The following is a 26458-nucleotide window of genomic DNA, read 5'->3' as shown; positions in this document are numbered from 1 at the left end:
TCAAACAGGCTCAATCAAAGCCTATGGCGTCACTGCAACCACAACGCCATAGCGCTCCAAAATCTTGGCCCATTCCGCCGATTCCGACAGCTGAGGCACCGCTTCGAGAAGAAAACTGTACAGCTCAGTCTGTTGGGGTTGCACCATGATGTATCTTCGATAGCTCGAGTGCGGCCGTTCGGAAACATGAACCGCATCGCGCAGACCAAGCTCCTGTACAAAGTACTGTGCCGCAGATTGCGCAACGATTGCGACGCGGCCGCGACCACTGGCAATGAATTGGACGAGGCTACGTTCGGATCGCATATCGACCCGCTTGACCAGATCGTAGTCGATCAGCCTGTCCACATCCTGATACCGGTGCCCACGCACACCCACCATGGTCATACCTGTCAACGAGCGGGGACCGTCATATTCAAAAGCAACCTCCATCGGGGAGATGACCACATTCCGGTCGCTCAGGATCGGATCTGTCCACAAGAACCTTGTCCTTGTGGCGTCATCAAACCACGCGGGATTGGCCCACATGACCATGCCCTGATGCCCGGCTTCAAGTCGCTGGTTCAAACGCTGGCGCGGCAGAACCATAGCACGGAAGCGGAATTGCCCATCCGACTTCTGCGTCAATAGGCGCGCCAGATCGTAGCTCAGCCCGCGCTCCTGCTTGATGTTGACGATGAAGGGCGGGAAATTGTGGTAGATCCAGACAGAGACCTCTTCGGCGGACGCCCGCACGTGGCCCGGCACGGTGGCCAGAGCGAACAGAAGCAGGCCGAAAACAAACCGTGCCGGAACAATGCTCCAATATCGACCGATGCCCTGATCCTCCACGACGGCCAGCACAAATGTGCGGACACAATATCATTGCGATTGGCTTTACTAACACTGTCTTAACTGAACGGTTCAAGAATGCACCTTGCAGGCGATCCGGTGTCTTGAGCCGCGCAACTGGCACTTGGGCAACAGTTTTGGACGCCAGAGGCCCCACGAGGCCATGCACGACTTTCAATACAACATGAAAGCGATGGGGCTATTTCTCGACAGCCATGCGCAGGCGGCGGATCAACCCCCAGACCAGCAACACAACCGGAATGGTCACAAGTGCGGTCAAAAATCCCTTGGACAATCCCGTAGGCCCCTCAAGCGGATACAGCAGGTATCCGGCCAGCGACACGGCATAGTAGCTGATAGCAACGACCGACAGCCCCTCGACTGTGCGCTGCAGACGGAGTTGAAGGTCGGACCGCTTGTCCATGCTTTCCAAAAGCGCCTGGTTCTGCGCTGAGCGTTCAACATCAACGCGGGTTCGCAGCAGATTAGCGGCGCGCACGCCGCGGTTGGACATCGCGGCCAGCCGCTCCTCCGCCGACCGTACCGTGCGCATGGCCGGTTGATAGCGACGCATCATGAACTCCGCAAAGGTCTGGCGCCCCTCGTAACGGTCTTCACGTAGCGCTTCGATCCGCTCATTGACGATTGCCTCATAGGCCCAGGTCGCCCCGAAGCGGAAGGAAGATTGCGCAGCCAGCGTCTCCAACTCGGCCGAAATCTCAAGCAACGCTTTCAGCGTCGTCTCAGCCTCGGATCGCTCGCCAGACATCGTTTCGACCAGCTCAATCAGGCGAGTATCGAGGGCCGTCAGTTGCGCGCCCATGGACCGCACCCGGGCAAAGCCGAGCATCGACATCGATTTGTATGTCTCAATCTCGCACAGCCGCTGCACGATCCGCCCCACCCGACGCTGCCCCGTCCCATCAGAGGCAAAGACTGCAAAGCGCATGTGCCCATTCTGGTCGATACGGAAGTCCCCGCCGATGACCGCGGCGTCTTCCAGAACCGAACTGACTGCCAGGCTCTCGGGCACGAACCAGTCATTCAGCGCATCACGTATGCCGTCGGGCGCGCGGCGCGGCTCGACCCGGATCAGGATCGATGTCACACGTTGGCCCGGTGCAGCCTGCAACCAGTCCTGCGGGAACGGATCAAAGGCACGCGGATCAAAGGGGCGGTCCTCCACCCCTTCTGAAAAAATGGTGTAGGTCACGAATTCCGTGTGTTGCTCCCACTTCAGCCAGTGGCGACCGATTTGACCGTAATAGTGTGTGGCACCCGGTTGTGGATGCGGCGCGCCATGACGATCAAGCAGTTCTTGCAAGTGGGCCACATCCAGCGACCGATCCCGATTTGCCGCCATTTCAGGTTGCTTGAATGCGACATAGGCCACGGCGCAAGGCGCACGCATCGACGGAAAAGGCCGCGCATGTAACTCATTTGCCAACTTGTAGCGCAAAGGGTGATCTTCGATGGGCGGCATGACTGCTCCGGGTCGTGTTTTATGTCCATCTATCGCGAAACATCACTGATGCAAATGCATTTCTGTTATTTTTCAGTATGTTAACAGAATGCAATGGTATACATGAGAACATGGCAGGCATTCAAATTGCATAGGAAAGCCTCGCCTTTTCAGCGGCTTGTCGCATCTTCAACCTGCGCATGAAGAGCGTGACGTGCCGCTTGGCGCAACATGGGAAAATCCCATTCGGGATGGCTGATACGCAAACGTTGCAAGGTCTGCCTGACCAACTCAGGGTGACCGCGCTCAAGCCCCGCCCGCAAGATCAGACGTGCGGCCATACCGGAACGACCGGCGCTCCGAACTACGTGGCGAAAGTCTCCCGCGCTTAGTGTTCCGGCAAAAGCACTCGCCAAGATCTGAGCCAAACGGCCTGTGCGGCGTAAGACGGGACCAGCCTGATGGGTGGCCCAAGGCAACCGCAATGGGACGAGGTTCGATGGATCAAGCCGCGCCACATGTCGCGCGTCAGCCGGAAAATATGGATCGTACAGCACATATACGGAAGAGGCTGCACGTGCTCCGTCAACCGCATCAAGGTACCTGCCCCACCATTGACCGCGTGCGCGTTCTTCGGGGTATCGCGTCTCGAACGGGACGACGACAGGATCGAGTTGTGTCTGCGGGACAAAGGCCACAACGCGACATCCAGGCGCTGCCCGGGCAAAGGTCAGCGCGCCGTAGCCGCCCATGGAGCTGCCGTAAAAGACCACTTCGCCAAAGCGGGAAAAGAAGCCGTCTTCCTGCAAAATGTCAAAGAAGTCGAGTACGTCCGCGTGCCGAAACCAATCCTCCGGACCAGACATGACCAACCCCAGATGCGACGCGCCAAGGGTTTCGACAAAGGAATAGGCCCAAGGATAATGCGGTAAAGGCGCATTGCGGCTGACGAGGTTGTCAAACGTGACGACCAGACGGTCCGGTCCTCGATCGAAGAACATCGCAGCATGTCGGCGCATCAGATGGCAGAAGCCTTCTCGTTCTGCCAGAGCGCCTGCTTCGCGATGTCGCTTCTCCAGTTTCATACGGGCCATTTCTCCCCGCTTTCCGCTCACATGCAATGGGGCATGCGAACATGAAAAAGGCGGGGAAACCCCCGCCCGTTCCATCTGTCCATAAGGCGGAGGTGTCCTCCGCCCAGTCTAAGACTAGTCGATCATAGGCAACAGCTTGTCGATCGACGCCTTCGCATCGCCATAGAACATACGTGTGTTCTCCTTGAAGAACAGCGGGTTCTCGATGCCGGAATAGCCTGTACCCTGACCGCGCTTCGACACGAACACTTGTTTCGCCTTCCAGCACTCCAGCACCGGCATACCCGCGATGGGGCTGTTCGGATCGTCCTGCGCCGCCGGGTTCACGATGTCGTTCGAGCCGATGACGATGGCCACATCCGTGTCCGGGAAGTCGTCGTTGATCTCGTCCATCTCCAGCACGATGTCGTAAGGCACCTTGGCCTCAGCCAGCAGCACGTTCATGTGCCCGGGCAGACGGCCCGCAACGGGGTGGATGGCAAAGCGCACTTCTTTCCCAGCCGCGCGCAGCTTGCGCGTCAGCTCGGCCACACCCTGCTGGGCCTGGGCCACCGCCATGCCGTAGCCGGGGATGATGATGACGCTGTCAGCTTCGTTCAGAGCCGTAGCGACACCGTCGGCCTCGATGGCAATCTGTTCGCCCTCGACCTGCATCTGCTCACCCGCGGGGCCACCAAAGCCGCCCAGGATCACGCTGATGAAACTGCGGTTCATGGCCTTGCACATGATGTAGGACAGGATCGCACCGGAGGAGCCCACGAGCGCGCCCACGACGATCAGCAGATCGTTGCCAAGGCTGAAGCCGATGGCCGCGGCCGCCCAGCCGGAATAGCTGTTCAGCATCGACACCACGACCGGCATGTCAGCGCCGCCGATGCCCATGATCAGGTGCCAACCGATGAACAGCGCCAGCAGGGTCAGCAGAACCAGCGGGATCAGAGCGCCGTTGGCGAAGTAGATGATGGCGAGGATCAGCGACGCACCCGCCGCCGCGGCATTCAGCATATGTCCGCCCGGCAGCTTGGTTGCGGCACTGTCGACCTTGCCCGACAGCTTGCCCCAAGCCACGTAGGAGCCGGTGAAGGTCACCGCACCAATCCAAATGCCCAGCACCAGTTCGATTTTCAGGATAGTGATCTCGACCGTGGTTTTCTTGGCTATGAGCTGACCGAAAGCCGACAGTGGCTCCAGCACCGATTTTTCAACCGATTGAACCCATTGTCCATCAACCAGCGCACCGCCCAGAACGGCCCCATTCTCGGCCAAATGGTTGTCCACGTAGCCAATCATGATATGCGCGTTGAAACCGATGAAGACGGCTGCCAGCCCCACGAGGGCGTGCATCCCCGCCACAAGCTCCGGCATCTGCGTCATCTCGACCTTGGTCGCGAGTTGGTAGCCGACGACAGCACCGCCCGCGATCAGCACCAGCGACAACAGCCACAGGCCCGCACCGGGGCCGACCAGCGTGGCCACAACGGCGATGAACATGCCCACGATGCCGTACCAAACGGCCCGCTTCGCGCTTTCCTGACCCGACAATCCGCCCAGCGACAGGATGAAAAGAACAGCCGCAACAGCGTACGCGGCAGTCGTAAATCCGAGTTCCATAGTTCCCGCCCCTACTTACGATTTCTGGAACATGGCGAGCATGCGCCGTGTCACGAGGAAGCCACCGAAGATGTTGATGGCCGCCATGAAGACCGCGAATATCGACAGGAAGGTGATGACCCCCGAAGACGATCCGATCTGGATGAGTGCGCCAAGGATCACGATGGACGAGATGGCGTTCGTCACCGCCATGAGCGGTGTGTGCAAGCTGTGCGCGACGCCCCAGATCACCTGGAACCCGATGAACACGCTCAGCACGAAAACGATGAAGTGCTGCATGAAGCTGGCAGGCGTATAAAGACCCGCGAGCAGCACCAGCGCACCGCCAACGGCCAGCAAAGTAACCTGGTTCTTGGTCTGCGCCTTGAATGCGGCTGTTTCTGCGGCTTTCTTCTCTTCGGCGGTCAGCTCTTTCGGCGCCTCTTTCTTGGGCGCAGCCGCGATGGCCGCAACCTTGGGCGGCGGCGGCGGGAATGTGACGTCCTTGGCATGGGCAATGGTCGCCCCGCGGATCACGTCATCTTCCATATCATGGTTGATGACACCGTCTTTTTCGGGCGTCAGGTCCGCCATCAGATGGCGGATGTTTGTCGCATAAAGGCTCGACGACTGGGTCGCCATCCGGCTCGGGAAATCGGTATAACCGATGATGGTCACGCCGTTCTCGGTGACGATCTTCTCGTCCGCAACGGTCAGCTTGCAGTTGCCGCCTTTTTCAGCCGCAAGGTCCACGATGACAGAACCGGGCTTCATGGCTTTCACCATGTCCTCGGTCCACAGCTCAGGCGCCTCGCGGTTCGGGATCAGGGCCGTCGTGATAACGATGTCCATCTCGGGTGCCAGCTCACGGAACTTGGCCAGCTGCGCCTCGCGGAACTCAGGGCTGGAGACGGAAGCGTATCCACCCGATGACGCCCCATCCTGCTGTTCTTCCTCAAAATCGAGATAGACGAACTCGGCGCCCATGGATTCAACCTGCTCGGCCACTTCGGGCCGCACGTCGAAAGCGTATGTGATGGCGCCCAGCGATGTGGACGTGCCTATCGCCGCGAGACCCGCCACACCAGCGCCCACCACCAGCACCTTGGCCGGAGGCACCTTACCAGCAGCGGTGATCTGACCGGTAAAGAAACGACCGAAGTTGTTGCCCGCCTCGATGACAGCGCGGTAGCCCGCGATGTTCGCCATGGACGACAGCGCGTCCATCTTCTGGGCGCGCGAAATACGCGGGATCATCTCCATCGCGATGACGGTGGCGCCCTTCTTGGCGGCGCTTGCCATCTTGGCCTCGTCTGCAACGGGGCTGAAGAAAGAGATCAGTGTCTGATCCTCCCGCAGCCGCTTCATCTCGCTCGCATCGGGCACGCGCACCTTCGCGACCACGTCGGCCGCCTTCCACAGCGCGGCAGCCGTCTTGACCACCTCAACGCCAGCGGCCTTGTAGTCCGCATCGGCAAAGCCCGCCTCGGCCCCTGCACCCGTCTCGACCACACACTCATGGCCCAGCTTTTGCAGGGCAGCAGCGCTTTCGGGCGTCATGGCAACGCGGCGCTCTCCCTCAAATATCTCTTTTGGTGTTCCGATCTTCATTCGAAGAACCCCCGTCTGGTCGTGGCAGTCAATTTCGGGCAAAGCCCAAAGGCTATGTGGCGCAGCGCCTGCGCGTGTCCACTACCCAACACAAGGCAGAGTTACAAGAAGCGCCCCTGCGTCATTAAGGTAATATCTGCAAAATTTCAGACCCACCTGCGCACTTTTCGTTCGTATCGCGCAAATTCCGCCTTGAAGGTGCGGCGCATCCGGTCTTCCTCGGGCACAATGAAATGCTTTTCGATCCACCACACAAAAATCGGCACCAGAACAAGTGACGGTACCGCATCAATGCGCAGGATCACACCAGCAAGCAGCAGAGCATCGCCCAGATAAATAGGGTTGCGGGTGCGCGCAAAGATACCGTCGGTGATCAAGCGTCCGGGTGTCTGATGCGGTATGACCGTGGTTTTGTGCTTCCAGAACGCAAGCAACGCCGCCGCCATCAGAAGCAGCCCGGCGCCAATCATCAAACCGGCCATCATATGCGTAACCGGGTGGTCCACACTCATGCCCAACGGGAGGTAGCGCCCCTGGCACCATGCCAGAAAAATGCAGATCGCCAGCCAGACCGGCGGTATGTTCAATAAATTGGTCATAGACCTCCTTCGGGCCACAGGTCAAAGCCACTGTCAATGTCACCTTGCACAACCGCGACCAAAGGCCCGGGAAAACGGAACAATCTGATTGATCATTCGGCATCTGAGCCGCACGTTGTAAATCTCACGGGCGCAGAACAACGAGGAAGTGCAATGGACATGGCGAGGAATTTGGCAGGGAAACATGCGTTGGTGACTGGTGGCGGCACGGGGATCGGTCTGGCCATAGCGCGCGCCTTTGCCGCACAGGGCGCACAGGTCACGATCACCGGGCGGAGGCAACAGGTGTTGGACGATGTTGCAGGCGCCGGGCTGCACGGTACGGTCATGGATGTGCGCGATGAAACATCCGTTCAGGACGCGATTGACACCGCGATCGCTGCACGTGGTCCGATCCAGATCTGTGTCCCCAATGCCGGGATTGCGGAAGGCCGGGCTGTCCACAAGACGGACCTCGCCTTCTGGCGGAACATGATGGCCACAAATCTTGACGGCGCATTTCTGACGATCAAAGCCTGCCTGCCCGGAATGCGTGAGACACAGTGGGGCCGTGTGATTGCCGTGTCGTCCATTGCAGGGTTGCGCGGCCTGCCCGGGGCGGCCGCCTATGCTGCGTCGAAACACGGGCTGATCGGGCTGATCAGGTCACTTAGCGAGGACTACATGGGCCAGCCCTTCACGTTCAACGCGCTCTGCCCAGGTTATGTTGATACCCCCATAGTAGATCGCAATCAGGAGGCCATTGCCCAGCGCACCGGAATGAGCACGGAAGAGGCCCGTCAGGTGATGATTGATGCCAACCGTCACAAGCGCCTGCTCGATGCTGACGAAGTCGCTGCCGCAGCGCTCTGGCTGGTGGGCCCCAGATCGCAAAGCATCAACGGCCAGGCCATACAGATCGCGGGCGGCCAAACCGTGTGACGGTCGGAGGACACCTCCGCCTTACGATGCAGCGGCATTCACTCCGTAAGGCGCACGTGGCGTGCGCCTGTCCAGCGGCAGGTACGCCGGCCCAACAGAGCCACCGGGCGCAAACTGTCCGCGCGCGATCGCCCGGTGGATGGACGAATGGGGCCATTCTTCCGGTCGGTTCACCCATCCCGCCTGTACCGGTGCGGTCCAGATCATCTGGCGATGCGCCGCAAGGTCTTCTGCGTCCCGGATCGCATGCTCCCAGAACCGCCGCTGCCAAAGTCCCTTTTCGCCCGGCCGCAGCCTTTGTTCACCAACGTCTTGCGGCGCATCGACACTTCGGGAAAACAGACTTTTCAGCATCCTCCAACGGATCGAGAAACCCGCATCTCCGGGCGGCAGCCGCCAGAGGGTGTGTATCACATCGCCAAGCACCACGATCTCGGAAATCTCGAAAGGGTGATGATCCTTCGTCTTGCGCATCGCGACACGCAGCAGGTCGATCTCGCGCAGGAACAAATCCGTGCCGCGCCGCGCGGCTCGAACGGTAAAAAAATAGGTCAGATCGGGGCTGTCAGAGCGGATGTAGCGGGGCATGTCGACACCCTGCCCGGCTTCTGGTTAATGCCCGCTTAAGCCGAGCGCAGAACCGGGCGCGCCCGACCCTCATCCGCCCAGTCCCGGCAAGCCGCACCAAAGGCCTCGAACAGCGGGCGCGAAACAGGATCGCATTTCGCGTTCCATTCGGGATGCCATTGCACAGAAAGGGTGAAACCAGGCGCCCCATCGATATAGATAGCCTCGGCCGTGCCATCGGGCGCATGTCCGTCCACGACAACGCGAGGTCCGGGATGCTTGATCCCCTGCCCGTGCAAGGTGTTCGTCGGCACGGACTGGCGGCCCATCAATTTGTGGAACACACCGTTTTCGGAAAAGGTCACATCGTGGCGCAACGCGAACTTTTCCTCCAGCGTGCCATCAGGCGGCATCCGGTGATTGTCACGGCCCGGTAGATCCCGGATCTCGGGATACAGCGATCCGCCCATGGCCACGTTCACTTCCTGAAACCCCCGGCAAATGCCCAGGATGGGCTGGCCGCGCTCCACGCATGCACGGATCAGTGGCAGCGTGATCCGGTCCCGGTTGCGATCGAAATCACCATGTGCCTCGGTCGGCTCTTCGCCATATTCCTCGGGATGCACATTCGCACGCCCGCCCGTAAACACGAAACCCGCGCAGTGCTCCAACAGATCCGAAACGCGGATGCTGTCGGGCTCGGACGGGATCATCATGGGCACGCCTTCAGCCACGTCCGCAACGGCTGCGATGTTGATCAGGCCGGTCGCCTGCACCTCGTAGCTCTCGTGAATGACGTGGTGGTTCGAGATGATGCCTATGATGGGACGGGCCATATGGTCCTCTGCGCGACTGCGTTTCAAAGGATATACGCCACGCAAGCGCGCCCAGACCAGAGGAACGGGCGCGCAGGCCCCTGTGCAAAAAGCCGCAGGTGGGGTGAGTGCTTAAATTTCCGCCGTCAGCGCGGCAGCTTCGATGCCGGCGACAGCGGCCGCTGCATCATTGTCCGACGTATCGCCGGTGACACCCACTGCCCCAATCACGGCGCCCTTCTTGTCGCGCACCAGAACGCCACCCGGCACCGGCACCACTTGCCCACCATAAACCCCGTTCACGGCCGTCATGAAGTAAGCCTGCTGCTCGGCCCGCGCCATCTGCGCCGTACCAGCCATGCCAAGCATCACCGCGCCATAGGCTTTGCCTTGCGCAATCGCGAACCGACCGGGTGCTGCCCCATCCTCGCGCTCGCAGGCCTGCAAATGCCCGCCAGCATCCAGCACGACGACGGTGAGCGGTTTCAACTCCATCTCCCTGCCCTTCTCCAAAGCCTTGCGAATGATGGTCCGCGCCTTGCGCAATGAAATTGCCATGTGTCTTCTCCTGACAGACCGGAACCCGGTCTTCTTCCCTGTTTCAAAAAAATCCCGGGGAGTGTGAGGGGCTGGCCCCTCACGCCCGCACTCTCAACCTGCGGCTCAGGCCGCTTTGAACTCCAAACGGCGCTCATGCAGCACCGGCTCGGTATAGCCAGAGGGCTGCACGCGCCCCTTCAGCACCAGATCACAGGCCGCGTGAAACGCCACCCCATCATACCCCGGCGCCATGGGAATATAGCTTGCATCGCCTGCATTCTGCCGGTCCACGACCTCCGCCATCTTCTTCATGGCGGCCATCACCTGATCCTCGCTCACAACACCATGATGCAACCAGTTCGCCATGGCCTGCGCCGAAATCCGGCATGTGGCACGGTCCTCCATCAGACCCACGTCATTGATGTCCGGCACCTTGGAACAGCCCACGCCCGCATCAACCCAGCGCACCACATACCCAAGAATGCCCTGTGCATTGTTCTCCAACTCCCGCGTGATCTCGGCGTCCGAGAAGTTGCGGCCCGTGGCCACCGGAATGCTCAGCAGATCCTCCAGCGTGCCGCGCGCACCACCAGCCTTCAGCGCGTCCTGGCGGGCCAGTACATCGACCTTGTGATAATGGGTGGCGTGCAGCGTAGCGGCTGTGGGCGACGGCACCCAGGCGCAGGTGGCACCGGATTGCGGATGGCCGATCTTGGCGTCCAGCATCTCGGCCATGCGGTCGGGCATCGCCCACATCCCCTTGCCGATCTGGGCCTTACCCTTCAGCCCGCAGGCCAGACCGATATCCACGTTGCGGTCCTCATATGCGCCGATCCACGCCGCGCCCTTCATCTCGCCTTTGGGCACCATCGGCCCTGCTTCCATGGAGGTATGGATCTCGTCCCCCGTCCGATCCAGGAAGCCTGTATTGATAAACGCCACACGGGCTTCCGCCGCGCGGATACACTCCTTGAGGTTTGCGCTCGTACGGCGCTCCTCATCCATGATGCCCAGCTTGACCGTATTGACCGGCAGGCCAAGCACCTTCTCCACCCGCGTGAAAATCTCGTCGGCAAAGGCCACCTCGTCCGGCCCGTGCATCTTGGGTTTCACCACATAAACCGACCCGCACACCGAATTGCGCAAGCCTTCGGTCTTCTTCAGGTCATGCAAGGCGATGAGCGTGGTGATCATGGCATCCATCAGCCCCTCACCCACCTCATTGCCGTCCCGGTCGTGAATGGCGGGGTTTGTCATCAGATGGCCCACATTCCGGACCAACATCAGGCTCCGGCCCTTCATGGTCAGGGATGATCCATCAGGCGCGGTGTAGCTGCGGTCCCCGGCCATCCGGCGGGTGATGACCTTGCCGCCCTTTTCAAAGCTTTCTTCCAGATCGCCCTTCATCAGGCCCAGCCAATTGCCATAGGCCAGCACTTTGTCCTCGGCATCGACGGCCGCCACACTGTCCTCGCAATCCATGATCGTGGACAGCGCGGACTCGAGGTTGACCGCCGCAATACCTGCAGGGTCATCCCCGCCAATCACATCATTGCGGTCGACGACAATCTCGATGGCCAGATGATTGTTGCGGAAAAGATAGGTCTGCGCCTCCTCATCCCCACCGAACCCGAGAAACTGGGACGGATTCACCAAGGACGCGCCGTCCAGAGCCAAGGTCCCGTCGCTGATCGACAGCCCCGTCACATCGGCCCAGCCACCGCCTGAAAGCGGGAGCGCATCATCAAGAAACGCCTTTGCCCAGGCGATGACACGCGCGCCACGCGCCGGATCGTACCCGCCCGCCTTGGGCAAATCGCCCAGCGCATCGGTGCCGTAAAGCGCATCATAGAGATTCCCCCAGCGCGCGTTGGCGGCGTTCAGAGCAAAGCGCGCGTTCATGATCGGCACCACAAGCTGTGCACCTGGGGTCGACGCAATCTCCGGATCGACATTGGCTGTCTCGATCTCGAAGTCCGGCCCCTCGGGCACCAGATAGCCGATCTCTGTCAGAAACGCCCGGTAGGCGGCCGCATCATGGTCGCCACTCCGATGTTCGATGTGCCACTTGTCAATCGTGGCTTGAATATCCTCACGCTTGGCCAGCAAATCACGGTTCTTTGGACCCAAATCATGCACCAGCGCCGAAAATCCCGCCCAGAAGTCTGCCGACGCCACACCCGTGCCGGGCAAAGCGTGGCTTTCGATGAACTGCGCGAGGCTGTCTGCAACCTGAAGGTCGCTGCGGTCTACGTAAGCTGTCATGGGGTCCTCCGGGACGTGGAACACGAGTCATCGGAAGGCTTAGAGAAAAAGTTTCCTATCGTAAACATCATTGGTCAAAAAATTTTACCAAATAGATCAGTGTTGCGAAAAACCGCCAGAATTTGACCGTTACGGCGCGCAAAATTGGCGACTTGGGCCGCGGAACCGTGCTGACTTTGGCGCCGTCTGCGTCGTCAGGCTTGGCGTCTACGCCCCAGGAGCCAGATGAAGCCAACACCACCGACCAGCCCCGTCACAATACCAATCGGCATGTCCTCCGGCGCCATGACGGTACGTGCTGCAATGTCAGCCCAAAGCAACAGAATGGCCCCCACAAGCGCCGACGCCGGCAGAACGCGGCGGTAATCCCCGCCCACCATCATCCGCACCACATGCGGCACCATCAGCCCCACAAAGCCGATGATCCCGGAAAAGGCGACCATCACTCCCGTGATCAACGCGCCAACCACAAAGACGATCAGACGGAAACGGGCGACGGGAATGCCAAGGGTCGATGCAGTCTCGTCCCCCACGGTCATCGCATTCAAGGCAGCGGATCGGGACACAAGCCACGCGCCGCAGAGGCAAAGGATCGCCAGCGGATAGATCAATTGGTCCCACTGGGCGAGGCCCAGACCCCCAAGCATCCAGAACACGACCGTGTGCGTGGCGCGTGGATCGCCCAGAAAGATCAGCACATTGGCCGCGGCCATCACGATGAACGACACGGCCACGCCCGCCAAAACCAGCCGGTCCGCACTCGTGGCATCCGCAAAACGCGACACGGCTAGCACAATGGCCGTGGCGCCCAGCGCCCCGGCAAAGGCCAGCAGCGGCACCGTAAGCAACCCCAGAAACAGCCCTGTGTGCAACAGCGCCAGGATAGCACCAAACGCACCGCCTGACGAAATGCCCAACAGATGCGGATCAGCCAGCGGATTGCGGGTGACTGCCTGCAGGCTTGCGCCCACCAATGCCAGCCCTGCCCCGACCATCATCGCCAGCAGCGCGCGCGGAAAGCGGATGTCCCAGACAATCGCCTCCCGCCCTTGCGACCAGGTCTGCTCGACCAACCCGGGCGACAGCCGGTTCAGAAACACGCCCCAGACGGTGTTCGTAGGCACCCCAACAGCCCCAACGGAAATCGCAACCGACAGCGACGCAAGCAAAACGATCAGACCGCAGAGCGCAAAGGCGACGGTTCCGCCTCTGCGCCGCATCCGAACGGGAGTGCCCACGTCTGCTGTCATCGCCTCATTCGCCCCAGAAGGCGTCAGCCAGCGTCTTGATGGCCTTGATATTGCGCGGTCCCGGCGTCGCCTCGACATACTCCAAAGTGACGAAGCGGTCGTTCTTAACTGCATCGAGATCGGCAAAGGCCGGGTTCGACATCATGAAGTCGCGCTTCTGTTCCGCCGTCACCTCGCCATAGTTGACGATGACGATCACCTCAGGGTTCCGCTCCACCACTTCCTCCCAGGTGACGGAGGCCCAGCTTTTCTCGAAATCGTCCATGACATTCCGACCGCCAGCCGCCTCAATCAAGGCCGTGGGCATCGCATAACGACCCGCGGTAAAGGGCGCATCCTCTCCGCTGTCGTAGACAAAGGCGCGAAGGGGCTCACCGGTTTCCAGACCCTCAGCAAAGGACGCAAGCTCCGCCCGGTAGCCATCAACCAGCTCGGCCGCACGGTCCTCGATGTCAAAGATGCGGCCAAGGTTCATCAGGTCCGCATACATGTCTTCGATGCTGGCCTTGCCCTTGTCCATGATGTGAATGCAGCTTTCAGTCAGCTCATAGACCTGAATGCCAAAGGGCTCCAACGTCTCGGGCGTGACCTCTCCGCCCACCTTCATGCCGTAGTTCCACCCGGCAAAGAAGAAATCAGCATCCGCGCCGACAAGCACCTCTTTCGACGGGTACTTGGCCGACAGCTCCGGCAGCTCCTCAACGCCTGCGCGCATCTCCTCGTCCAGCGTCTTCCAACCGGAAATCCCGGTATACCCCACCATCCGGTCGGCAAGCCCCAGCACCAGCATCATCTCGGTCAGATTCACATCGTTGGAAATCGCCCGCTCCGGCGGCGTGTCGAACGTGACGGTCCGGTCGCAGCTTTGAACCGACGTATCGGCAACGGCGACAGAAGCCACGCAAGCGCAGGCAACAGACGCGAGAAGGATGGATTTCATCGGTGGTGTCCCTTGTTTGCAAGATGAAAGGTCAGGTGGTCGGTATTGCTGGGGGCCAGATGCTCGCGCCGGGCCTCTACACCGAACACCCCGGACAAGGCCGCCTCGGTCAGCACATCGCGTGGCGGCCCAAAACCAATACAGGTCCCTGCCTCAAGCAGCAGCACGTCATCGCACACACCGGCCGCGAGGTTCAGATCGTGCAGCGACGTCACGATGGTCAGCGGCAAGGTGCGGATCAGTTCCAGCACTTCCAGCTGATGGCGGATGTCGAGGTGGTTGGTCGGCTCATCGAGGATCAGCACGCGCGGCTCCTGCGCCAGCGCACGCGCAACCATCACCCGCTGCCGCTCGCCCCCGGACAAGGTGCCCAGATGCCGGTCGCCCAGATGATGCAGTTCAAGCCGGGCCAACGCGGCGTGAATGATGTCCCGATCGCGCGCACCGGCCGCACCGCCAAATCCGCGCCGATGCGGCGTACGGCCCAGTGCCACGATCTCGGCAACGGTCAGTGCAAAGTCGCTTGGGTGCTCCTGCAGCACGGCAGCAACACGCCGGGCCACGTCGCGCGCGGACAGATGCCAGATGTCATCGCCGCCAACCGACACGCTGCCAGTCCGCGGCTTGTGAAATCGGTAGAGCAACCGAAGGAGCGTGGTCTTACCCGCACCATTGGGGCCCACCACGCCCATCACCCGCCCCGCCTTCACGTCAAACGATGTCGGATGCAGAAGTGGCGTGCCGCCACGCGCAGGCGCCCAGGACAAATCGCGCACCGACAGATCAGCGGCTGTGGTCAAGATGCCCGCGCCTCGGTGCGTTCGATGGCGACGATGGCCGCCGGAACACGGGCCAAGGTCGTCTGGCGCAGCTTTCCTGGCCGGTCCACCGACGAACACCACCCATCCTCAAGCTCTGCATATTGCCGGGCAAAGGCCAGCAGATCGTCAACATCCGTATCCGGATCAATATCGCCAAAGAGATAAGTCGCCTTGCGCGTACCATGATAGGCAACGGTGCACGGGCGGTCGCATCCAGCCATGCATGCAACGCCCGAAATCTCGAAATCTTCTGTCACGGCATCGCCCGCATCGGCAATCGCGGCGCGCAAACGCTCGATCAACTCATAACCGGGCCGACACTGCGTGCCCTTGTGCTTGCAGGATGTGCAGATTGTTATGCGGTGTTCCATCAGTGCCTCCGGCGATTGGAAGGGCTGAGGAAACAGAACCATGTCGCTGCGGTGTGGACCGCTGTGCCATCTTGTGCTCCTGACCAGGCGCCCCGCCTGTATCGAGTTGAGTTGCCGACGCACACCATGCGCCGGTGATGGCAGGTCTCCTGACTTGCGGGTCACGGCTTCCCCGAACCTTCCCGGACATCGCGTCCAGTGGTCCCTATCGGGGTCGCTCACCGCTCACAGTTGCGGGGGCAGTCGCGGACTTGGCACCAGGGCGGCACCGCACCGCGTTCCCTTTTCATCTCATCCGCCAAAGGCTTCCGAGAACCATCGCCCCCACGTGACTCAATTGTGGGAACCGGGTCAATGCAAAATCGTGCAACTCCGGTGCCGCATGCGCTAAGCCGCGCGTTTCGCTACCGATTTTCTGATCACGCACGGCACCTCGTCGCAGACCGCTCATAAAGCCCGGCAAAACATGACGCCGCGTTCCCGAACGTATACGTTTGCTTAACACGTATTACGGGAATATCTCTACTTAAACGAGAGGTTTGTGCCATGTCCAATACGTCTTCCCTAAACGTCATCAACATTCAAGTCCGCGCAGAAGATCAACGCCGGATCGACAGCCAGACACCGGCGAATGATCCTACCTATGCCAACCTCGCACAGGAAAACGAGGCCAAGGACAGCAAGTACTACCTGTGGCATGGTGATCACCAAGCCATCCCCGGTGGCCTTGGGCCCCTTCTGTTCGATGCCACGACAGGCGAGGTTGACGAGGCAGCGACGGCCGCACGCGTGCACCGCTTTGTCCAGTCAATGGCAGAGGCACTGCCACAAGCCAACACATTGCGTGTCCCGTTCAACGAAAACAACTTCCACCCCGATGGCAGCATGGACATCCGGTTCGAGGCATTCCTTGAAGAAGCCGCCGCACAGGGGTTCCAGATCATTCTGGGCTATTTCGGCGGGGATGCACAGGGACACGGCTTTGACCCCAGCAGCACCGCAGATGACGTCTACGACGATTTGACGGGGCATATCTATGCCAACATGGAAACGGCATGGACAGGGATTTTGGATTGGCTGGATGCGCACCCTTCGGTTCAGGACGCGCTCTACGGTCTCGAATTGATCAACGAACCAGCAGGCTACAGCAAAGGCGCGTCAAGCGGACGCGGAGGCGATGTGGACCGGTTTGTCGAGCTCTATGTCGAACACGTCAACAGCCTGGGCGATTTGATCGATGCACGGGTGGACACCAAGATCCTTGTGGGTGGATGGGCGTATTCGGCACATTTCGACGTGTTTGGCGATGTGATGATCGACGGGACCTCCGCGCTCGACCTGATCCGGCAGGGTATCGGCGATGATCTGGTCTGGTCCTCACATTTCTATGGCGGATGGCATGGCAACCGGAACGGCAGCACGCTGGACGACTACGTGGCGTCGTTCAACCGCGTGTTTTCGGTGCTCGGAGATGACGACATACTGGTCACCGAAATGAACGCGCGGGGCACTGCCGCAAACAACTGGGCCGTCGCGCAGTTCAACCATTTCGTCTTTTCCAGAGCCGCGGAGTGGTTTGCCGAGAACGGCATCGGCATCTCCTGGTTCCCCGGCGTACAGTCGGGCGCATCCGGCCTGGTGGTGATCACCGGCAATGGAGAGCCGGAGTATCGTCACCCGGACAGTTTCGCCATTGCCAACCACCTGTTCTCGAACGATGAAAACCCCGCGGAATGGTCGGGGGACGACATTATCACCGCCGATCGCATCGAAAATCGCGCCATCCGCAACGAAAACATGTCGATCGACAGCAACGGCGACGGGGTGCCGGATTCAGGCAACCTCAACCTCGAAGTCGAAGGCTACGACGTCGGTATCGCTTTCGGCTATGGCGGCAATGACGAGATCACAGGCCATGATCAGGCGTGGGATTTCCTCTATGGCGGAGACGGTGACGACACATTGCGCGGCCTCGATGGCAACGATTTCCTCTTTGGTCAAAATGGCAACGATCTGATCCTGGGCGGGGCAGCCGATGACAAGCTCTTTGGCAACGCGGGCAATGATACGCTTGAGGGCGGCACAGGAGACAACCAGCTCGAGGGCGGCGACGGCAGCGACCTCTTCCGAGTGGAGACCGATGGGATCAACGTCGTTGTGGACTACGACGAAGCCGAAGGCGATGCGGTCGAAATTGACGGCGTGACCTACACCCTGGCAGAGCTTATCGCGCTCGGCACTCAGGTTGACGCAGATCTTCAAGGGCGCGCCAACGATCTGCTGATCGCCCACGACAATGGCGCTATCACCCTGCTTCTCAACGTCCTCGATGCGCCGGTGGTCACAGTCACAGGCACCGCCAATGCCGACCTGATCGGCCCGACGACCACAGATTCGGAAGGCAATATCGATGGCTATGTCGACCCGGATGGCGGCACGATCAGTCGCTTTGACGAGATCGTTTATGCGGGCGCCGGAGATGACACCGTGCGCGCGGACTGGGGTGACGACAAAGTGCACGGCGGCGACGGCAACGACGTCCTGGCAGGCGACCGGGGTACCGACACGCTCTTTGGTGAGGACGGCAACGACGACCTCAATGGTGGCGACGGGGATGACATCCTTGATGGCGGTGCCGGGAGTGACAAGCTTGCAGGCGGGGACGGCGATGACCTGATCCTGGGCGGGGACGGTGCAGACGACCTGATCGGCAACGCAGGCAATGACACATTGTCCGATGGGATGGGCAGGGACGGCATGACGGGCGGGGAAGGCAACGACACCTTCGTCATGCAGGCAGGCGACGGTGAACAGGACAGGATCAAGGATTTTCACATCGGGGACGACGTCATCGACCTCGCCTCCTGGGGGGTCGACAGCTTTGACGAGCTCGACATCACGCAGCGCACCAACAGCAATGGCTTCGTCGCAAACGAATGGATTGTCACGCATGCTGGCGAATCCATCCGCATCAACGTCCAGGGCGTGCCGATCGAGCAACAGGGTGATCAGACGACCGGGGGCGCGAACCCGTTCACCGACGCACATTTCATCTTCAACGATCTGAACCGGATCGAGGGCACCGAAGGCGATGACCGGGGGCAAACGCGCCTTAACGGCACGGCAGATGCGGACGAAATCCTTGGCCTCGGCGGGAATGACGACCTGCGCGGCGGTGCCGGTGATGACGTTTTGCATGGTGGAACCGGACGCGACGATTTCACCGGAGGCAGCGGCAGCGACCGTTTCGTGCTGACAGCAGATGACGGACAGACGGACCGGATCAAGGACTTCTCGCTCAGCGACGACGTAATCGACATCAGCACATGGGCAGCAACCAGCCTTGACGACTTTCACGTCGACTTTCGCACTGGCAAGACAGATGAACTGGCGCTGACCCTGTTGTCCGATCCATCCGAGGTCATTCATATACGCATCTCCGGCCCTGATCCCGTCTCGATCGGGGATCTGACGAATGCGCATTTCATCTTCGGCAACGGGACACCGCCAGACCCCGACCCTGACCCGACGCTCAACCGTATCGACGGGACCGAAGGACATGACAGCGGCACAGCGCGGCTGAACGGGACCAGCGGACATGACGAAATCTACGGTCTGGGCGGTGACGACGACCTGCGCGGCGCGGGCGGCAATGACTTTCTCTACGACGGAGCGGGCAAGGATGTGCTGACGGGCGGTTCAGGCGCGGACGTCTTCGTGATGGCGGATGGCGACAGCCAGACCGACCGGATCAAGGATTTTGCGCTGTCTGACGACAAGCTCGACCTGTCGGCCTGGGCAGGCGTCACATCCCGCGCAGACCTGTCGATCGAGATGCGAAGTGGCAAAACGGACGAGCTGGAAATCAGGGGGCCGGGCGGGTCGGGCAATGTCCTGCACGTTCGCATCGTGGATCCGGATGGCGTTCTGGACACAGAAGAACTGACGGCGGATCACTTCATCTTCTGATCGCGTCTGGAATGGTGTAGTGCGGTGGCACAGCCGAGGAGCGACCACCGCACATGACGCCAGAAATAACACGTATCCAAAAGCGCCTGCGCCTGGGTCGGCCCGTACAGGCGGAGAATGTGCAACTGACGCACACCTCGTTTCGAGACCGCCGGATCGTCTTTTGCACGAATATGGAAAATGATCCGATCCAGCGCAATCACCGCAAGGGTTCGTTCTATGAACTCTCCGAGCTGAAAGAGATCGAAGACGTTTTCCCGGACGGCGGCACGTTTGTAGATATCGGAGCGAATGTCGGAAACCACACGCTTTATGCGGCCGCTTTCCTGAAGGCATCTCGTGTCATTCCGATTGAACCGAACCCTGCAGCCTATCGCCTTCTGATCCAGAACGTGCTGCTGAACGGGTTGGACGACATCGTCGACTTTTCACATCTGGGCATCGGCCTGTCGGACAGTGAAGAACGGGGCTACGCGGTACAAAAGCGGACGCGGAACCTGGGCGCCGCCCGCCTGCAAAAGACCGGCAAAGGGGGGCTGACCGTCGTGCCCGCCGATGAAGTGCTGAAGGACGAGACGCCGGATTTCATCAAGATTGACGTGGAAGGCATGGAGATGAAGGTGCTTGCCGGCTTGCAGGACACCGCTGCACGCTGCAGGCCGAATTTCATGGTCGAGGTTGACCTGGAAAACGACGACGCCTTCCACGCGTGGTGCGCATCATCCGGATACGAGGTTGCGTCCTGCAAGCAACGCTACAAACAGAACCGAAACTACCTGTTGAAACCCGTCTAAGCGGCCAGCGCGTGTTCTGCCAAAAGGGTTTCAAGCAGTGGAAACCGCTTGACCAGCCCGTCAATCTCGTCGGGCCGAACAGTATCGTCACTGTGCATTGTCCGGCTGTCGTTCAGGTCGTGGATCGCCCTGATGAAATAGGGCGTTTGCCCATAGATCGCACGCGCCGGATGCCGCCGCGCGAGTTTCTTGTGGGCCGTGAAGAACGGATTGCGCCGTGACAGCGTTCGGGCCACCAGCATCAGGCCTTGGGTGTTGAACGGCACCGTTCTGTGCAAAAGCTGACATCCGCCATCTTCAAACACCGCCGACAAACCCTGCGCTTGCGAAACATAGCAGTAGTCCTCGTCAGAGCGGAACAACGACTGCATCGCCAGAGCTTCTCGACGCATGACATCCACAAAATCGCAGGAGACGGCATCGTCATCATCCAGCACGATCTGCGCAGTGTAGTCGTCGCTGTTCAGCGCCTCGTGCTGGTAGGAGCGGAAGCAGTTTCCGGCCCGTTGCGGTTCGCGGAAAATGACATGCGCACGATCTGGACCCAGCACGTCTTTGCACATCTCGCCGAGATACGCCTTGTGCCAATCCGGCAAGCCTTCGGAAGACAGGAGGACCAGTTTGAAATCCTCATCCTGCTGCGATGCCAGACTGGCCAAAGCAATCTTCTCAAAATAGTAGGACCGTTTCTTGAGACGCTCTTCACTGAACAGGCGACCTGGGTCCTTGCTGGCACGCGAACGCCAGCCGGACTTGCCGAAATAGGAGTAGCGCATTTGAAAAACGACTTGCATGGCGCGTTCATAAATCAAGAACCATGGGTTGAGTAGTGGCTTTTGAAGACCTCCGCACCGTCAGCGACGGGAATGTCGAAGCAGGGCAACACCGTTCTCTGGGCGCGCGCTCCATTCCCGCATCGTTTTCTTGCGGCGCGTGCAAGACAAAAAGACCAGAATGCCTCCTGACCTAGGCGCGCAACCGTCTTGCTTCGATAAGCAGCTTGTGACACCCCCATTTCAACTGACGCAATGGCATCGAAAGAAGGGTTAAACCCCTTGTCTTGAATACTACTCTGAAGCCCACGAAATCCTGGCTTCGCGCGCGCCGTAGCCTCGCAGTATCAGGCGCGTTTCTTCGCCGCTCTTCGGCAGCGGTCCGAGCAGTACCTGACCTCGTCCCAGACCTTTTCCCACTTCTTGCGCCACGCGAAGGGCCGCGCGCAGACCGGGCACAGTTTCTCCGGCAAATCGGACTTCTTCCGCATCCGCCCCATCAGAAATCAAACCCCATCTGGCGACTGTCCTTGGCAGGCGATGCTTCGGCCTTGCGCGGCCGTCGCGGATTTCGGTCATCCACGAAATGTCCTTGCGGATCCTTGCGGCTGGCGTGTTTGTGAATGACCCGCTTCGCCTCATCCCGAAACGCAGCACCGCGGCGCACCGCCCACACGCGCTCCCGCGCCGCGCGCGCAGCATCCAGAACATCCACGATGGGCGCGGGATAGGTCTTGTCCAAAACAGTATCCGACCCGTCCCAGGTCCACGGCTCCTGCAGAAACTCATCCGGGACAGAGGTCAGTTCAGGGCACCATCTGCGCGTGAACACGCCCGTCGGGTCCTGATCCTTGCCCTGCTTGATAGGATTGTAGATGCGCACCGTGTTCATCCCCGTCGTGCCCGATTGCATCTGGCTTTGCGGCCAATGAATGCCCGGCTCGAAATCGGTGAACTGCCGCGCGAGGTGCAAGCCCGTCACCCGCCAGTCGAGCCACAAATGGTACGAGGCCACCGCCATCAGCATCGACCGCATCCGGAAATTCATCCATCCCGTCGCCGCAAGGTAACGCATGCAGGCATCGACAAAGGGGATACCCGTCTCACCCTTTTCCCAGGCCTCCAACCGTTCGGCATCCGGCACTTTCGGGCGCATATCCTCGTAAGCCGAATGCAGACAAAGGTGTTCCAGCGCCGGTTCATCCTCCAGCTTCTGCATGAAGTGATCGCGCCAGGCGAGCCGCGCCTGAAAGGACTTCAGCGATCCGCCCCACCCTTCGCGCGTGCCTTTCACTTCGCGCTGCCGGGCCGCCGCGGCCTGCGACGCCTCACGCCCCGACAGGCAACCGAAGGCAAGGTACGGCGACAGCCGCGAACAGGACCACTCGCCAGTCACGGGAGAGGACATGTCCTTGCGGTAATTCTGTCCCCGCTCAGTCAGAAAGGACCCAAGCAAAGATAGTGCCATCTGCCGCCCACCACGCTGGCGTTCGGGACAGTGATCCGCCACGACCAGTCGCGGCACGTCATCGGAAGACAGGACCGGACCCGTCAGCCCCGCGGGGACATCGACTTGTGGCTGTCGCAGAAAAGCATTGCGCTGCTTGGCCCAGCCATCGCGGCCATTCAGGCGACGCACCACACCGGACTGCGTAAACTCACGCCATGTAACGCCGTTCGCCGCGCTCCACGCAGCCACATCCAGATCGCGGGCAAAGGTCCAGGCATTGCCGGTCTCTTCGTGACTGATCATGGCGTCAAACCCCAAGCTGTCCTTGAGGTTCTGCAACACATCCACAACCGAACCGACGCGCACCACCAGCCTCACACCCAGAGCTCTGAGCGCGGCATCCAGGTCACCAACGCTTTCCAACACAAAATCAAACTGGCGGCCCGACACGTCCGTCTGCGCCCAATACTCGGGCTCGAACACATAAAGCGGGATCACGTCACCCTGTGCCGCCGCGTGCGCAAGGGCGGCATGATCGCTCACCCGCAAATCCCGTTTGAACCATACAACCGTTGTCATGTCGGCTCAGGTAGGACGGTGCAGAAAAACGCCAAGGCAGCGTCGCGCCATAACGCAGCCGCGTCCAAACTTAAGGGCGGTTACCGGGGAAACATGTTGTGCCGGGAAAGGCAGGCAGCCACTTCTCGCGTCGCGCGGTCCATAGCTCATAGGTCGGCTTGAACTGGTCGGGATGATCCAGCGCACCCAGGTGCAGCTCGACCTCGCCCTCGCTCACGGACAGAACCGAACTGCCACAGCGCGGACAGAACACGCGCCCTTCATAAACAGACGTCTCCCCTTCGACCCGGACGGCGTCCGACGGATAAATGGCGGCGGCATAGAACACCGCACCGTGGTGCTTGCGACACTCAAGGCAATGGCAGATGCCCACGCGGTCAGGTGCGCCGCGCGCCTCGAACCGCACGTCACCGCACAAACACCCGCCTCTCACGTTCTCCATGACGGCCCCCTTTGTCCCAGTGAAACCGGCGCGACGGTGACATGTAGGGCACGGACGCACAACCGGCGGCCTCTCGCCCTTCAATCGGTGCGCCCGGCATTGAAGTCCAACCGTACCGCACCTAGGCTTGCACAGTGCCCCAACACGAAAGAGCCACGATGCGCGACGCTGCCCCCCAGACGATCTACCTCAAGGACTACACACCCTTTGGCTACATTGTTGAAGAGGTGCACCTGACCTTTGATCTCGCGCCCTCGGCCACACGGGTCACGTCACGCATTCGTTTCGCCCCAAACCCGGACGCGACGGACCGCACGTTCTTCCTGCACGGTGAGGATCTGTCGCTGATCTCGGCCAAGATCGACGGGGAGCCGGTCAAGCCCACGCAAGCGGAAGGCGGGCTGACCTGTGACGTGCCAAACGTCCCCTTCACTTGGGAAGCAGAGGTGCAGATCGACCCGGCAGCCAACACGGCACTTGAAGGGCTGTACCTGTCGAACGGCATGTATTGCACGCAATGCGAGGCCGAAGGGTTTCGCAAGATCACGTACTATCCCGACCGCCCAGACGTGATGTCGGTGTTCACCGTGCGCATCAACGGTCCCCACCCCGTTCTTTTGTCGAACGGCAACCCGGTGGCGTCCGGTGACGGATGGGCCGAATGGCATGATCCCTGGCCCAAGCCCGCCTACCTCTTTGCCCTGGTTGCGGGCGAGTTGGTCGCCCATCGCGACAGCTTCAAGACAATGGAGGGCCGCGATGTCGATCTGGCGCTCTATGTTCGCCCCGGGGACGAGGGCAAGTGCGCCTTTGGCATGCAGGCGTTGAAGGATTCGATGAAATGGGATGAGGACGTTTATGGCCGTGCCTATGATCTTGATGTGTTCAACATCGTCGCTGTGGACGATTTCAACATGGGCGCGATGGAGAACAAGGGGCTGAACATCTTCAACGCCTCTGCCGTGCTCGCCTCGCCCGAAACCTCGACCGACAGCAATTTCGAGCGGATCGAGGCGATCATCGCCCATGAGTATTTCCACAACTGGACCGGCAACCGGATTACCTGTCGGGATTGGTTTCAGCTGTGCCTGAAAGAAGGGCTGACCGTGTTCCGCGACAGCCAGTTCACTGCCGATATGCGATCAGAGCCGGTAAAGCGGATTTCGGACGTAATCGTCCTACGCGCGCACCAGTTCCCCGAGGATCAGGGACCGCTGGCCCACCCGGTGCGACCCGAAAGTTTTCAGGAAATCAATAACTTCTACACCGCTACCGTCTATGAAAAAGGTGCGGAAGTGATCCGCATGCTCAAGACGCTTGTAGGCGATGACGCCTACTCAAAATCGTTGGACCTGTACTTTGACCGCCACGATGGCGATGCGGCCACCATCGAAGACTGGTTACAGGTGTTCGAGGACGCCACAGGCCGCGACCTGACCCAGTTCAAGCGCTGGTACAGCCAGGCTGGCACGCCGCGGGTCTCTGTCAGCGACAGTTTCGAGGATGGCACTTACAGCCTGCACTTTGCGCAGCACACGCCCCCCTCTGCCGCGTCGCCGGACCCGAAGGCGCAGGTGATCCCGATTGCCGTTGGTCTTTTGGGTCCAGACGGGGACGAGGTGCTGCCGACACAGATCCTTGAACTGACCGAAGACAGCCAAAGCTTCAGTTTTCCAGGGTTGGGCGCCAAGCCGGTTCCGTCGATCCTGCGCGGTTTCTCGGCCCCTGTTGTGCTGGACCACACACCTGACCACGCCTTTCTGCTGGCCCATGACACGGACCCGTTCAACCGCTGGGAAGCATCGCGCAATCTGGCCAAGGCGTCGCTGCTGGGGATGATCACAGGCGGCACTGCTCCGGATGCGGCGTGGCTGGATGGTGTGGCTGGTGTGCTGACCGATGACAGCCTGGATCCTGCCTACCGTGCCTACACGTTCTCCCTGCCGGGCCAGTCGCAACTGGCCGCTGATTTGCATGAGGCGGGCACGACCCCCGACCCCGATGCCATCTGGGACGCGAGCGAAGCGCACCGCAAGGCCTTGGCCGAGCGGATGGCGGACGCTCTGCCCGATCTTTACGCCCGGTATCAGGTCGATGCGCCCTACACACCCAACGCTGAACAGGCCGGGCAGCGCGCGTTGGGCAATACCGCTTTGTTCTTGCTGAACATCTTGGATGACGGCGATGCGGCGCAGGCACAATTCGAGAGCGCCACCAACATGACGCAGCAACTGGCAGCGCTTTCGTACCTGATCCACGCGGGCCGCGGCGACGCGGCCCTTGCCCAGTTCGAAGCGCAATGGAAACATGACCGGCTGGTCATGGACAAATGGTTCGCCTTGCAAGTGATGGATGCGGACCCCGACGACGTTGTCGACACGGCCAAGGCGCTCACCAGACATCCCGACTTTAACTGGAAAAACCCCAACCGCTTCCGGGCGACGCTGGGCAGCTTCTCGGGCCATCACGCGGGCTTTCATGCCAAGGACGGGTCGGGCTACACGCTGCTCGCCGACTGGCTGATCAAGCTGGATCCGGTGAACCCGCAGACCACGGCACGGATGTGTTCGGCCTTCCAGACCTGGCGGCGTTATGACGCCATCCGTCAATCCATGATCGGCAAGGAACTGGAGCGGATCGCCTCAACACCGAACCTGAGCCGCGATACCACCGAGATGATCACCCGCATCCGCGAAGCCTGATGTTTCTTCTGACTGAAAATACGACGGGGGTCCGGGGGTAGAACCCCCGGTTCTGCCCGTGCAACAAGACCA

22 protein-coding genes and 1 riboswitch are annotated in these 26458 nt (G+C 60.6%); of the genes, 4 read left to right on the top strand and 18 right to left on the bottom strand.

Going from position 1 to position 26458, the window contains the following annotated elements; translation table 11 throughout:
• Window positions 1–21: 21 nt before the first annotated feature.
• The 6 genes from KUV51_RS04200 to KUV51_RS04175 all read right to left on the bottom strand — a co-directional run bounded on the left by KUV51_RS04200 (window position 22) and on the right by KUV51_RS04175 (window position 7187).
• On the bottom strand, window positions 22–843 hold the full coding sequence (locus KUV51_RS04200) for a substrate-binding periplasmic protein (protein ID WP_222520340.1): 822 nt from the start codon (window positions 841–843) through the stop codon (window positions 22–24).
• A 187-nt stretch (window positions 844–1030) separates the two neighbouring features.
• Window positions 1031–2314, bottom strand: a complete 1284-nt coding sequence (locus KUV51_RS04195) for a DUF3422 family protein (protein ID WP_222520339.1) — start codon at window positions 2312–2314, stop codon at window positions 1031–1033.
• 149 nt (window positions 2315–2463) lie between these two features.
• Window positions 2464–3387 (bottom strand): hypothetical protein, encoded by a 924-nt coding sequence (locus tag KUV51_RS04190; RefSeq protein ID WP_222520338.1) that lies wholly within the window; start codon window positions 3385–3387, stop codon window positions 2464–2466.
• 114 nt (window positions 3388–3501) lie between these two features.
• Window positions 3502–4998: an NAD(P)(+) transhydrogenase (Re/Si-specific) subunit beta gene (locus KUV51_RS04185; RefSeq protein ID WP_222520337.1), complete on the bottom strand. Its 1497-nt coding sequence runs from the start codon at window positions 4996–4998 to the stop codon at window positions 3502–3504.
• A 15-nt stretch (window positions 4999–5013) separates the two neighbouring features.
• A complete protein-coding gene (locus KUV51_RS04180) occupies window positions 5014–6588 on the bottom strand; it encodes a Re/Si-specific NAD(P)(+) transhydrogenase subunit alpha (RefSeq protein WP_222520336.1) in 1575 nt (524 codons plus the stop codon).
• A 146-nt stretch (window positions 6589–6734) separates the two neighbouring features.
• Window positions 6735–7187: a methyltransferase family protein gene (locus tag KUV51_RS04175; protein ID WP_222520335.1), complete on the bottom strand. Its 453-nt coding sequence runs from the start codon at window positions 7185–7187 to the stop codon at window positions 6735–6737.
• Window positions 7188–7346: 159 nt separating this feature from the next.
• On the opposite strand from KUV51_RS04175, the gene KUV51_RS04170 reads away from it, so the two are divergent.
• Entirely contained in the window at window positions 7347–8108 is a 762-nt protein-coding gene (locus KUV51_RS04170) for an SDR family NAD(P)-dependent oxidoreductase (RefSeq protein ID WP_410001056.1), read from the top strand.
• 21 nt (window positions 8109–8129) lie between these two features.
• On the opposite strand, the gene KUV51_RS04165 is transcribed toward KUV51_RS04170, so the two are convergent.
• The 8 genes from KUV51_RS04165 to KUV51_RS04130 form a co-directional block, all read right to left on the bottom strand.
• The gene (locus tag KUV51_RS04165; protein ID WP_222520333.1) at window positions 8130–8696 is read right to left on the bottom strand and encodes an REP-associated tyrosine transposase; all 567 of its coding nucleotides are present in this window, start codon (window positions 8694–8696) and stop codon (window positions 8130–8132) included.
• Window positions 8697–8731: 35 nt separating this feature from the next.
• Window positions 8732–9511 (bottom strand): gamma-glutamyl-gamma-aminobutyrate hydrolase family protein, encoded by a 780-nt coding sequence (locus tag KUV51_RS04160; RefSeq protein WP_222520332.1) that lies wholly within the window; start codon window positions 9509–9511, stop codon window positions 8732–8734.
• 111 nt (window positions 9512–9622) lie between these two features.
• Window positions 9623–10048 carry a GlcG/HbpS family heme-binding protein gene (locus KUV51_RS04155; protein ID WP_222520331.1) on the bottom strand — a complete coding sequence of 142 codons (426 nt, stop codon included), beginning with the start codon at window positions 10046–10048 and terminating at the stop codon, window positions 9623–9625.
• Between the two features lie 105 nt (window positions 10049–10153).
• Window positions 10154–12295 carry a malate synthase G gene (locus KUV51_RS04150; RefSeq protein WP_222520330.1) on the bottom strand — a complete coding sequence of 714 codons (2142 nt, stop codon included), beginning with the start codon at window positions 12293–12295 and terminating at the stop codon, window positions 10154–10156.
• A gap of 194 nt (window positions 12296–12489) precedes the next feature.
• Entirely contained in the window at window positions 12490–13515 is a 1026-nt protein-coding gene (locus tag KUV51_RS04145; RefSeq protein WP_261385721.1) for a FecCD family ABC transporter permease, read from the bottom strand.
• A gap of 34 nt (window positions 13516–13549) precedes the next feature.
• The gene (locus tag KUV51_RS04140; protein WP_222520328.1) at window positions 13550–14485 is read right to left on the bottom strand and encodes an ABC transporter substrate-binding protein; all 936 of its coding nucleotides are present in this window, start codon (window positions 14483–14485) and stop codon (window positions 13550–13552) included.
• Window positions 14482–15285, bottom strand: a complete 804-nt coding sequence (locus KUV51_RS04135) for an ABC transporter ATP-binding protein (protein ID WP_222520327.1) — start codon at window positions 15283–15285, stop codon at window positions 14482–14484. The genes KUV51_RS04140 and KUV51_RS04135 overlap by 4 nt, the downstream gene beginning before the upstream one ends.
• The gene (locus tag KUV51_RS04130; RefSeq protein ID WP_222520326.1) at window positions 15282–15677 is read right to left on the bottom strand and encodes a DUF1636 family protein; all 396 of its coding nucleotides are present in this window, start codon (window positions 15675–15677) and stop codon (window positions 15282–15284) included. Before KUV51_RS04130 ends, KUV51_RS04135 begins: the two co-directional genes overlap by 4 nt.
• Before the next feature lie 121 nt (window positions 15678–15798).
• Window positions 15799–16012, bottom strand: a riboswitch (cobalamin riboswitch).
• A gap of 211 nt (window positions 16013–16223) precedes the next feature.
• Here KUV51_RS04130 and KUV51_RS04125 point away from each other — a divergent pair.
• Window positions 16224–19646, top strand: coding sequence for a calcium-binding protein (locus KUV51_RS04125; protein WP_222520325.1), 3423 nt, complete (start codon window positions 16224–16226; stop codon window positions 19644–19646).
• Between the two features lie 53 nt (window positions 19647–19699).
• Window positions 19700–20440 (top strand): FkbM family methyltransferase, encoded by a 741-nt coding sequence (locus KUV51_RS04120; RefSeq protein ID WP_222520324.1) that lies wholly within the window; start codon window positions 19700–19702, stop codon window positions 20438–20440.
• Here KUV51_RS04120 and KUV51_RS04115 read toward each other — a convergent pair.
• From KUV51_RS04115 to KUV51_RS04100, 4 genes are all read right to left on the bottom strand, one after another.
• Window positions 20437–21234, bottom strand: coding sequence for a glycosyltransferase (locus KUV51_RS04115; RefSeq protein ID WP_222520323.1), 798 nt, complete (start codon window positions 21232–21234; stop codon window positions 20437–20439). The two genes, KUV51_RS04120 and KUV51_RS04115, sit on opposite strands and share 4 nt — an antisense overlap.
• A gap of 326 nt (window positions 21235–21560) precedes the next feature.
• Window positions 21561–21713, bottom strand: coding sequence for a DUF2256 domain-containing protein (locus KUV51_RS04110; RefSeq protein WP_222520322.1), 153 nt, complete (start codon window positions 21711–21713; stop codon window positions 21561–21563).
• Window positions 21713–23242, bottom strand: coding sequence for a cryptochrome/deoxyribodipyrimidine photo-lyase family protein (locus KUV51_RS04105; RefSeq protein ID WP_222520321.1), 1530 nt, complete (start codon window positions 23240–23242; stop codon window positions 21713–21715). The genes KUV51_RS04110 and KUV51_RS04105 overlap by 1 nt, the downstream gene beginning before the upstream one ends.
• Window positions 23243–23312: 70 nt before the next feature.
• Window positions 23313–23684 carry a GFA family protein gene (locus KUV51_RS04100; RefSeq protein WP_222520320.1) on the bottom strand — a complete coding sequence of 124 codons (372 nt, stop codon included), beginning with the start codon at window positions 23682–23684 and terminating at the stop codon, window positions 23313–23315.
• Window positions 23685–23842: 158 nt separating this feature from the next.
• Here KUV51_RS04100 and pepN point away from each other — a divergent pair, with 158 nt between their 5' ends.
• On the top strand, window positions 23843–26386 hold the full coding sequence (pepN, locus tag KUV51_RS04095) for an aminopeptidase N (protein WP_222520319.1): 2544 nt from the start codon (window positions 23843–23845) through the stop codon (window positions 26384–26386).
• Window positions 26387–26458: the final 72 nt, after the last annotated feature.

The sequence above is a fragment of the Tateyamaria omphalii genome, assembly GCF_019802125.1.
GTDB lineage: Bacteria > Pseudomonadota > Alphaproteobacteria > Rhodobacterales > Rhodobacteraceae > Tateyamaria > Tateyamaria omphalii_B.
Note: the sequence above shows the minus strand (reverse complement) of the source record. Positions and strands in the feature narration are given on the sequence as shown.

Bases quoted from the DNA above. Each gene is read 5' to 3' on its own strand.
- KUV51_RS04165 (WP_222520333.1), bottom strand. From the start codon at position 8,696: ATGCCCCGCTACATCCGCTCTGACAGCCCCGATCTGACCTATTTTTTT.
- KUV51_RS04180 (WP_222520336.1), bottom strand. From the start codon at position 6,588: ATGAAGATCGGAACACCAAAAGAGATATTTGAGGGAGAGCGCCGCGTT.
- pepN (WP_222520319.1), top strand. From the start codon at position 23,843: ATGCGCGACGCTGCCCCCCAGACGATCTACCTCAAGGACTACACACCC.
- KUV51_RS04170 (WP_410001056.1), top strand. From the start codon at position 7,347: ATGGCGAGGAATTTGGCAGGGAAACATGCGTTGGTGACTGGTGGCGGC.
- KUV51_RS04100 (WP_222520320.1), bottom strand. From the start codon at position 23,684: ATGGAGAACGTGAGAGGCGGGTGTTTGTGCGGTGACGTGCGGTTCGAG.
- KUV51_RS04115 (WP_222520323.1), bottom strand. From the start codon at position 21,234: ATGCAAGTCGTTTTTCAAATGCGCTACTCCTATTTCGGCAAGTCCGGC.
- KUV51_RS04175 (WP_222520335.1), bottom strand. From the start codon at position 7,187: ATGACCAATTTATTGAACATACCGCCGGTCTGGCTGGCGATCTGCATT.
- KUV51_RS04105 (WP_222520321.1), bottom strand. From the start codon at position 23,242: ATGACAACGGTTGTATGGTTCAAACGGGATTTGCGGGTGAGCGATCAT.
- KUV51_RS04150 (WP_222520330.1), bottom strand. From the start codon at position 12,295: ATGACAGCTTACGTAGACCGCAGCGACCTTCAGGTTGCAGACAGCCTC.
- KUV51_RS04190 (WP_222520338.1), bottom strand. From the start codon at position 3,387: ATGGCCCGTATGAAACTGGAGAAGCGACATCGCGAAGCAGGCGCTCTG.
- KUV51_RS04195 (WP_222520339.1), bottom strand. From the start codon at position 2,314: ATGCCGCCCATCGAAGATCACCCTTTGCGCTACAAGTTGGCAAATGAG.
- KUV51_RS04145 (WP_261385721.1), bottom strand. From the start codon at position 13,515: ATGCGGCGCAGAGGCGGAACCGTCGCCTTTGCGCTCTGCGGTCTGATC.
- KUV51_RS04140 (WP_222520328.1), bottom strand. From the start codon at position 14,485: ATGAAATCCATCCTTCTCGCGTCTGTTGCCTGCGCTTGCGTGGCTTCT.
- KUV51_RS04160 (WP_222520332.1), bottom strand. From the start codon at position 9,511: ATGGCCCGTCCCATCATAGGCATCATCTCGAACCACCACGTCATTCAC.
- KUV51_RS04185 (WP_222520337.1), bottom strand. From the start codon at position 4,998: ATGGAACTCGGATTTACGACTGCCGCGTACGCTGTTGCGGCTGTTCTT.
- KUV51_RS04120 (WP_222520324.1), top strand. From the start codon at position 19,700: ATGACGCCAGAAATAACACGTATCCAAAAGCGCCTGCGCCTGGGTCGG.
- KUV51_RS04130 (WP_222520326.1), bottom strand. From the start codon at position 15,677: ATGGAACACCGCATAACAATCTGCACATCCTGCAAGCACAAGGGCACG.
- KUV51_RS04125 (WP_222520325.1), top strand. From the start codon at position 16,224: ATGTCCAATACGTCTTCCCTAAACGTCATCAACATTCAAGTCCGCGCA.
- KUV51_RS04155 (WP_222520331.1), bottom strand. From the start codon at position 10,048: ATGGCAATTTCATTGCGCAAGGCGCGGACCATCATTCGCAAGGCTTTG.
- KUV51_RS04110 (WP_222520322.1), bottom strand. From the start codon at position 21,713: ATGGGGCGGATGCGGAAGAAGTCCGATTTGCCGGAGAAACTGTGCCCG.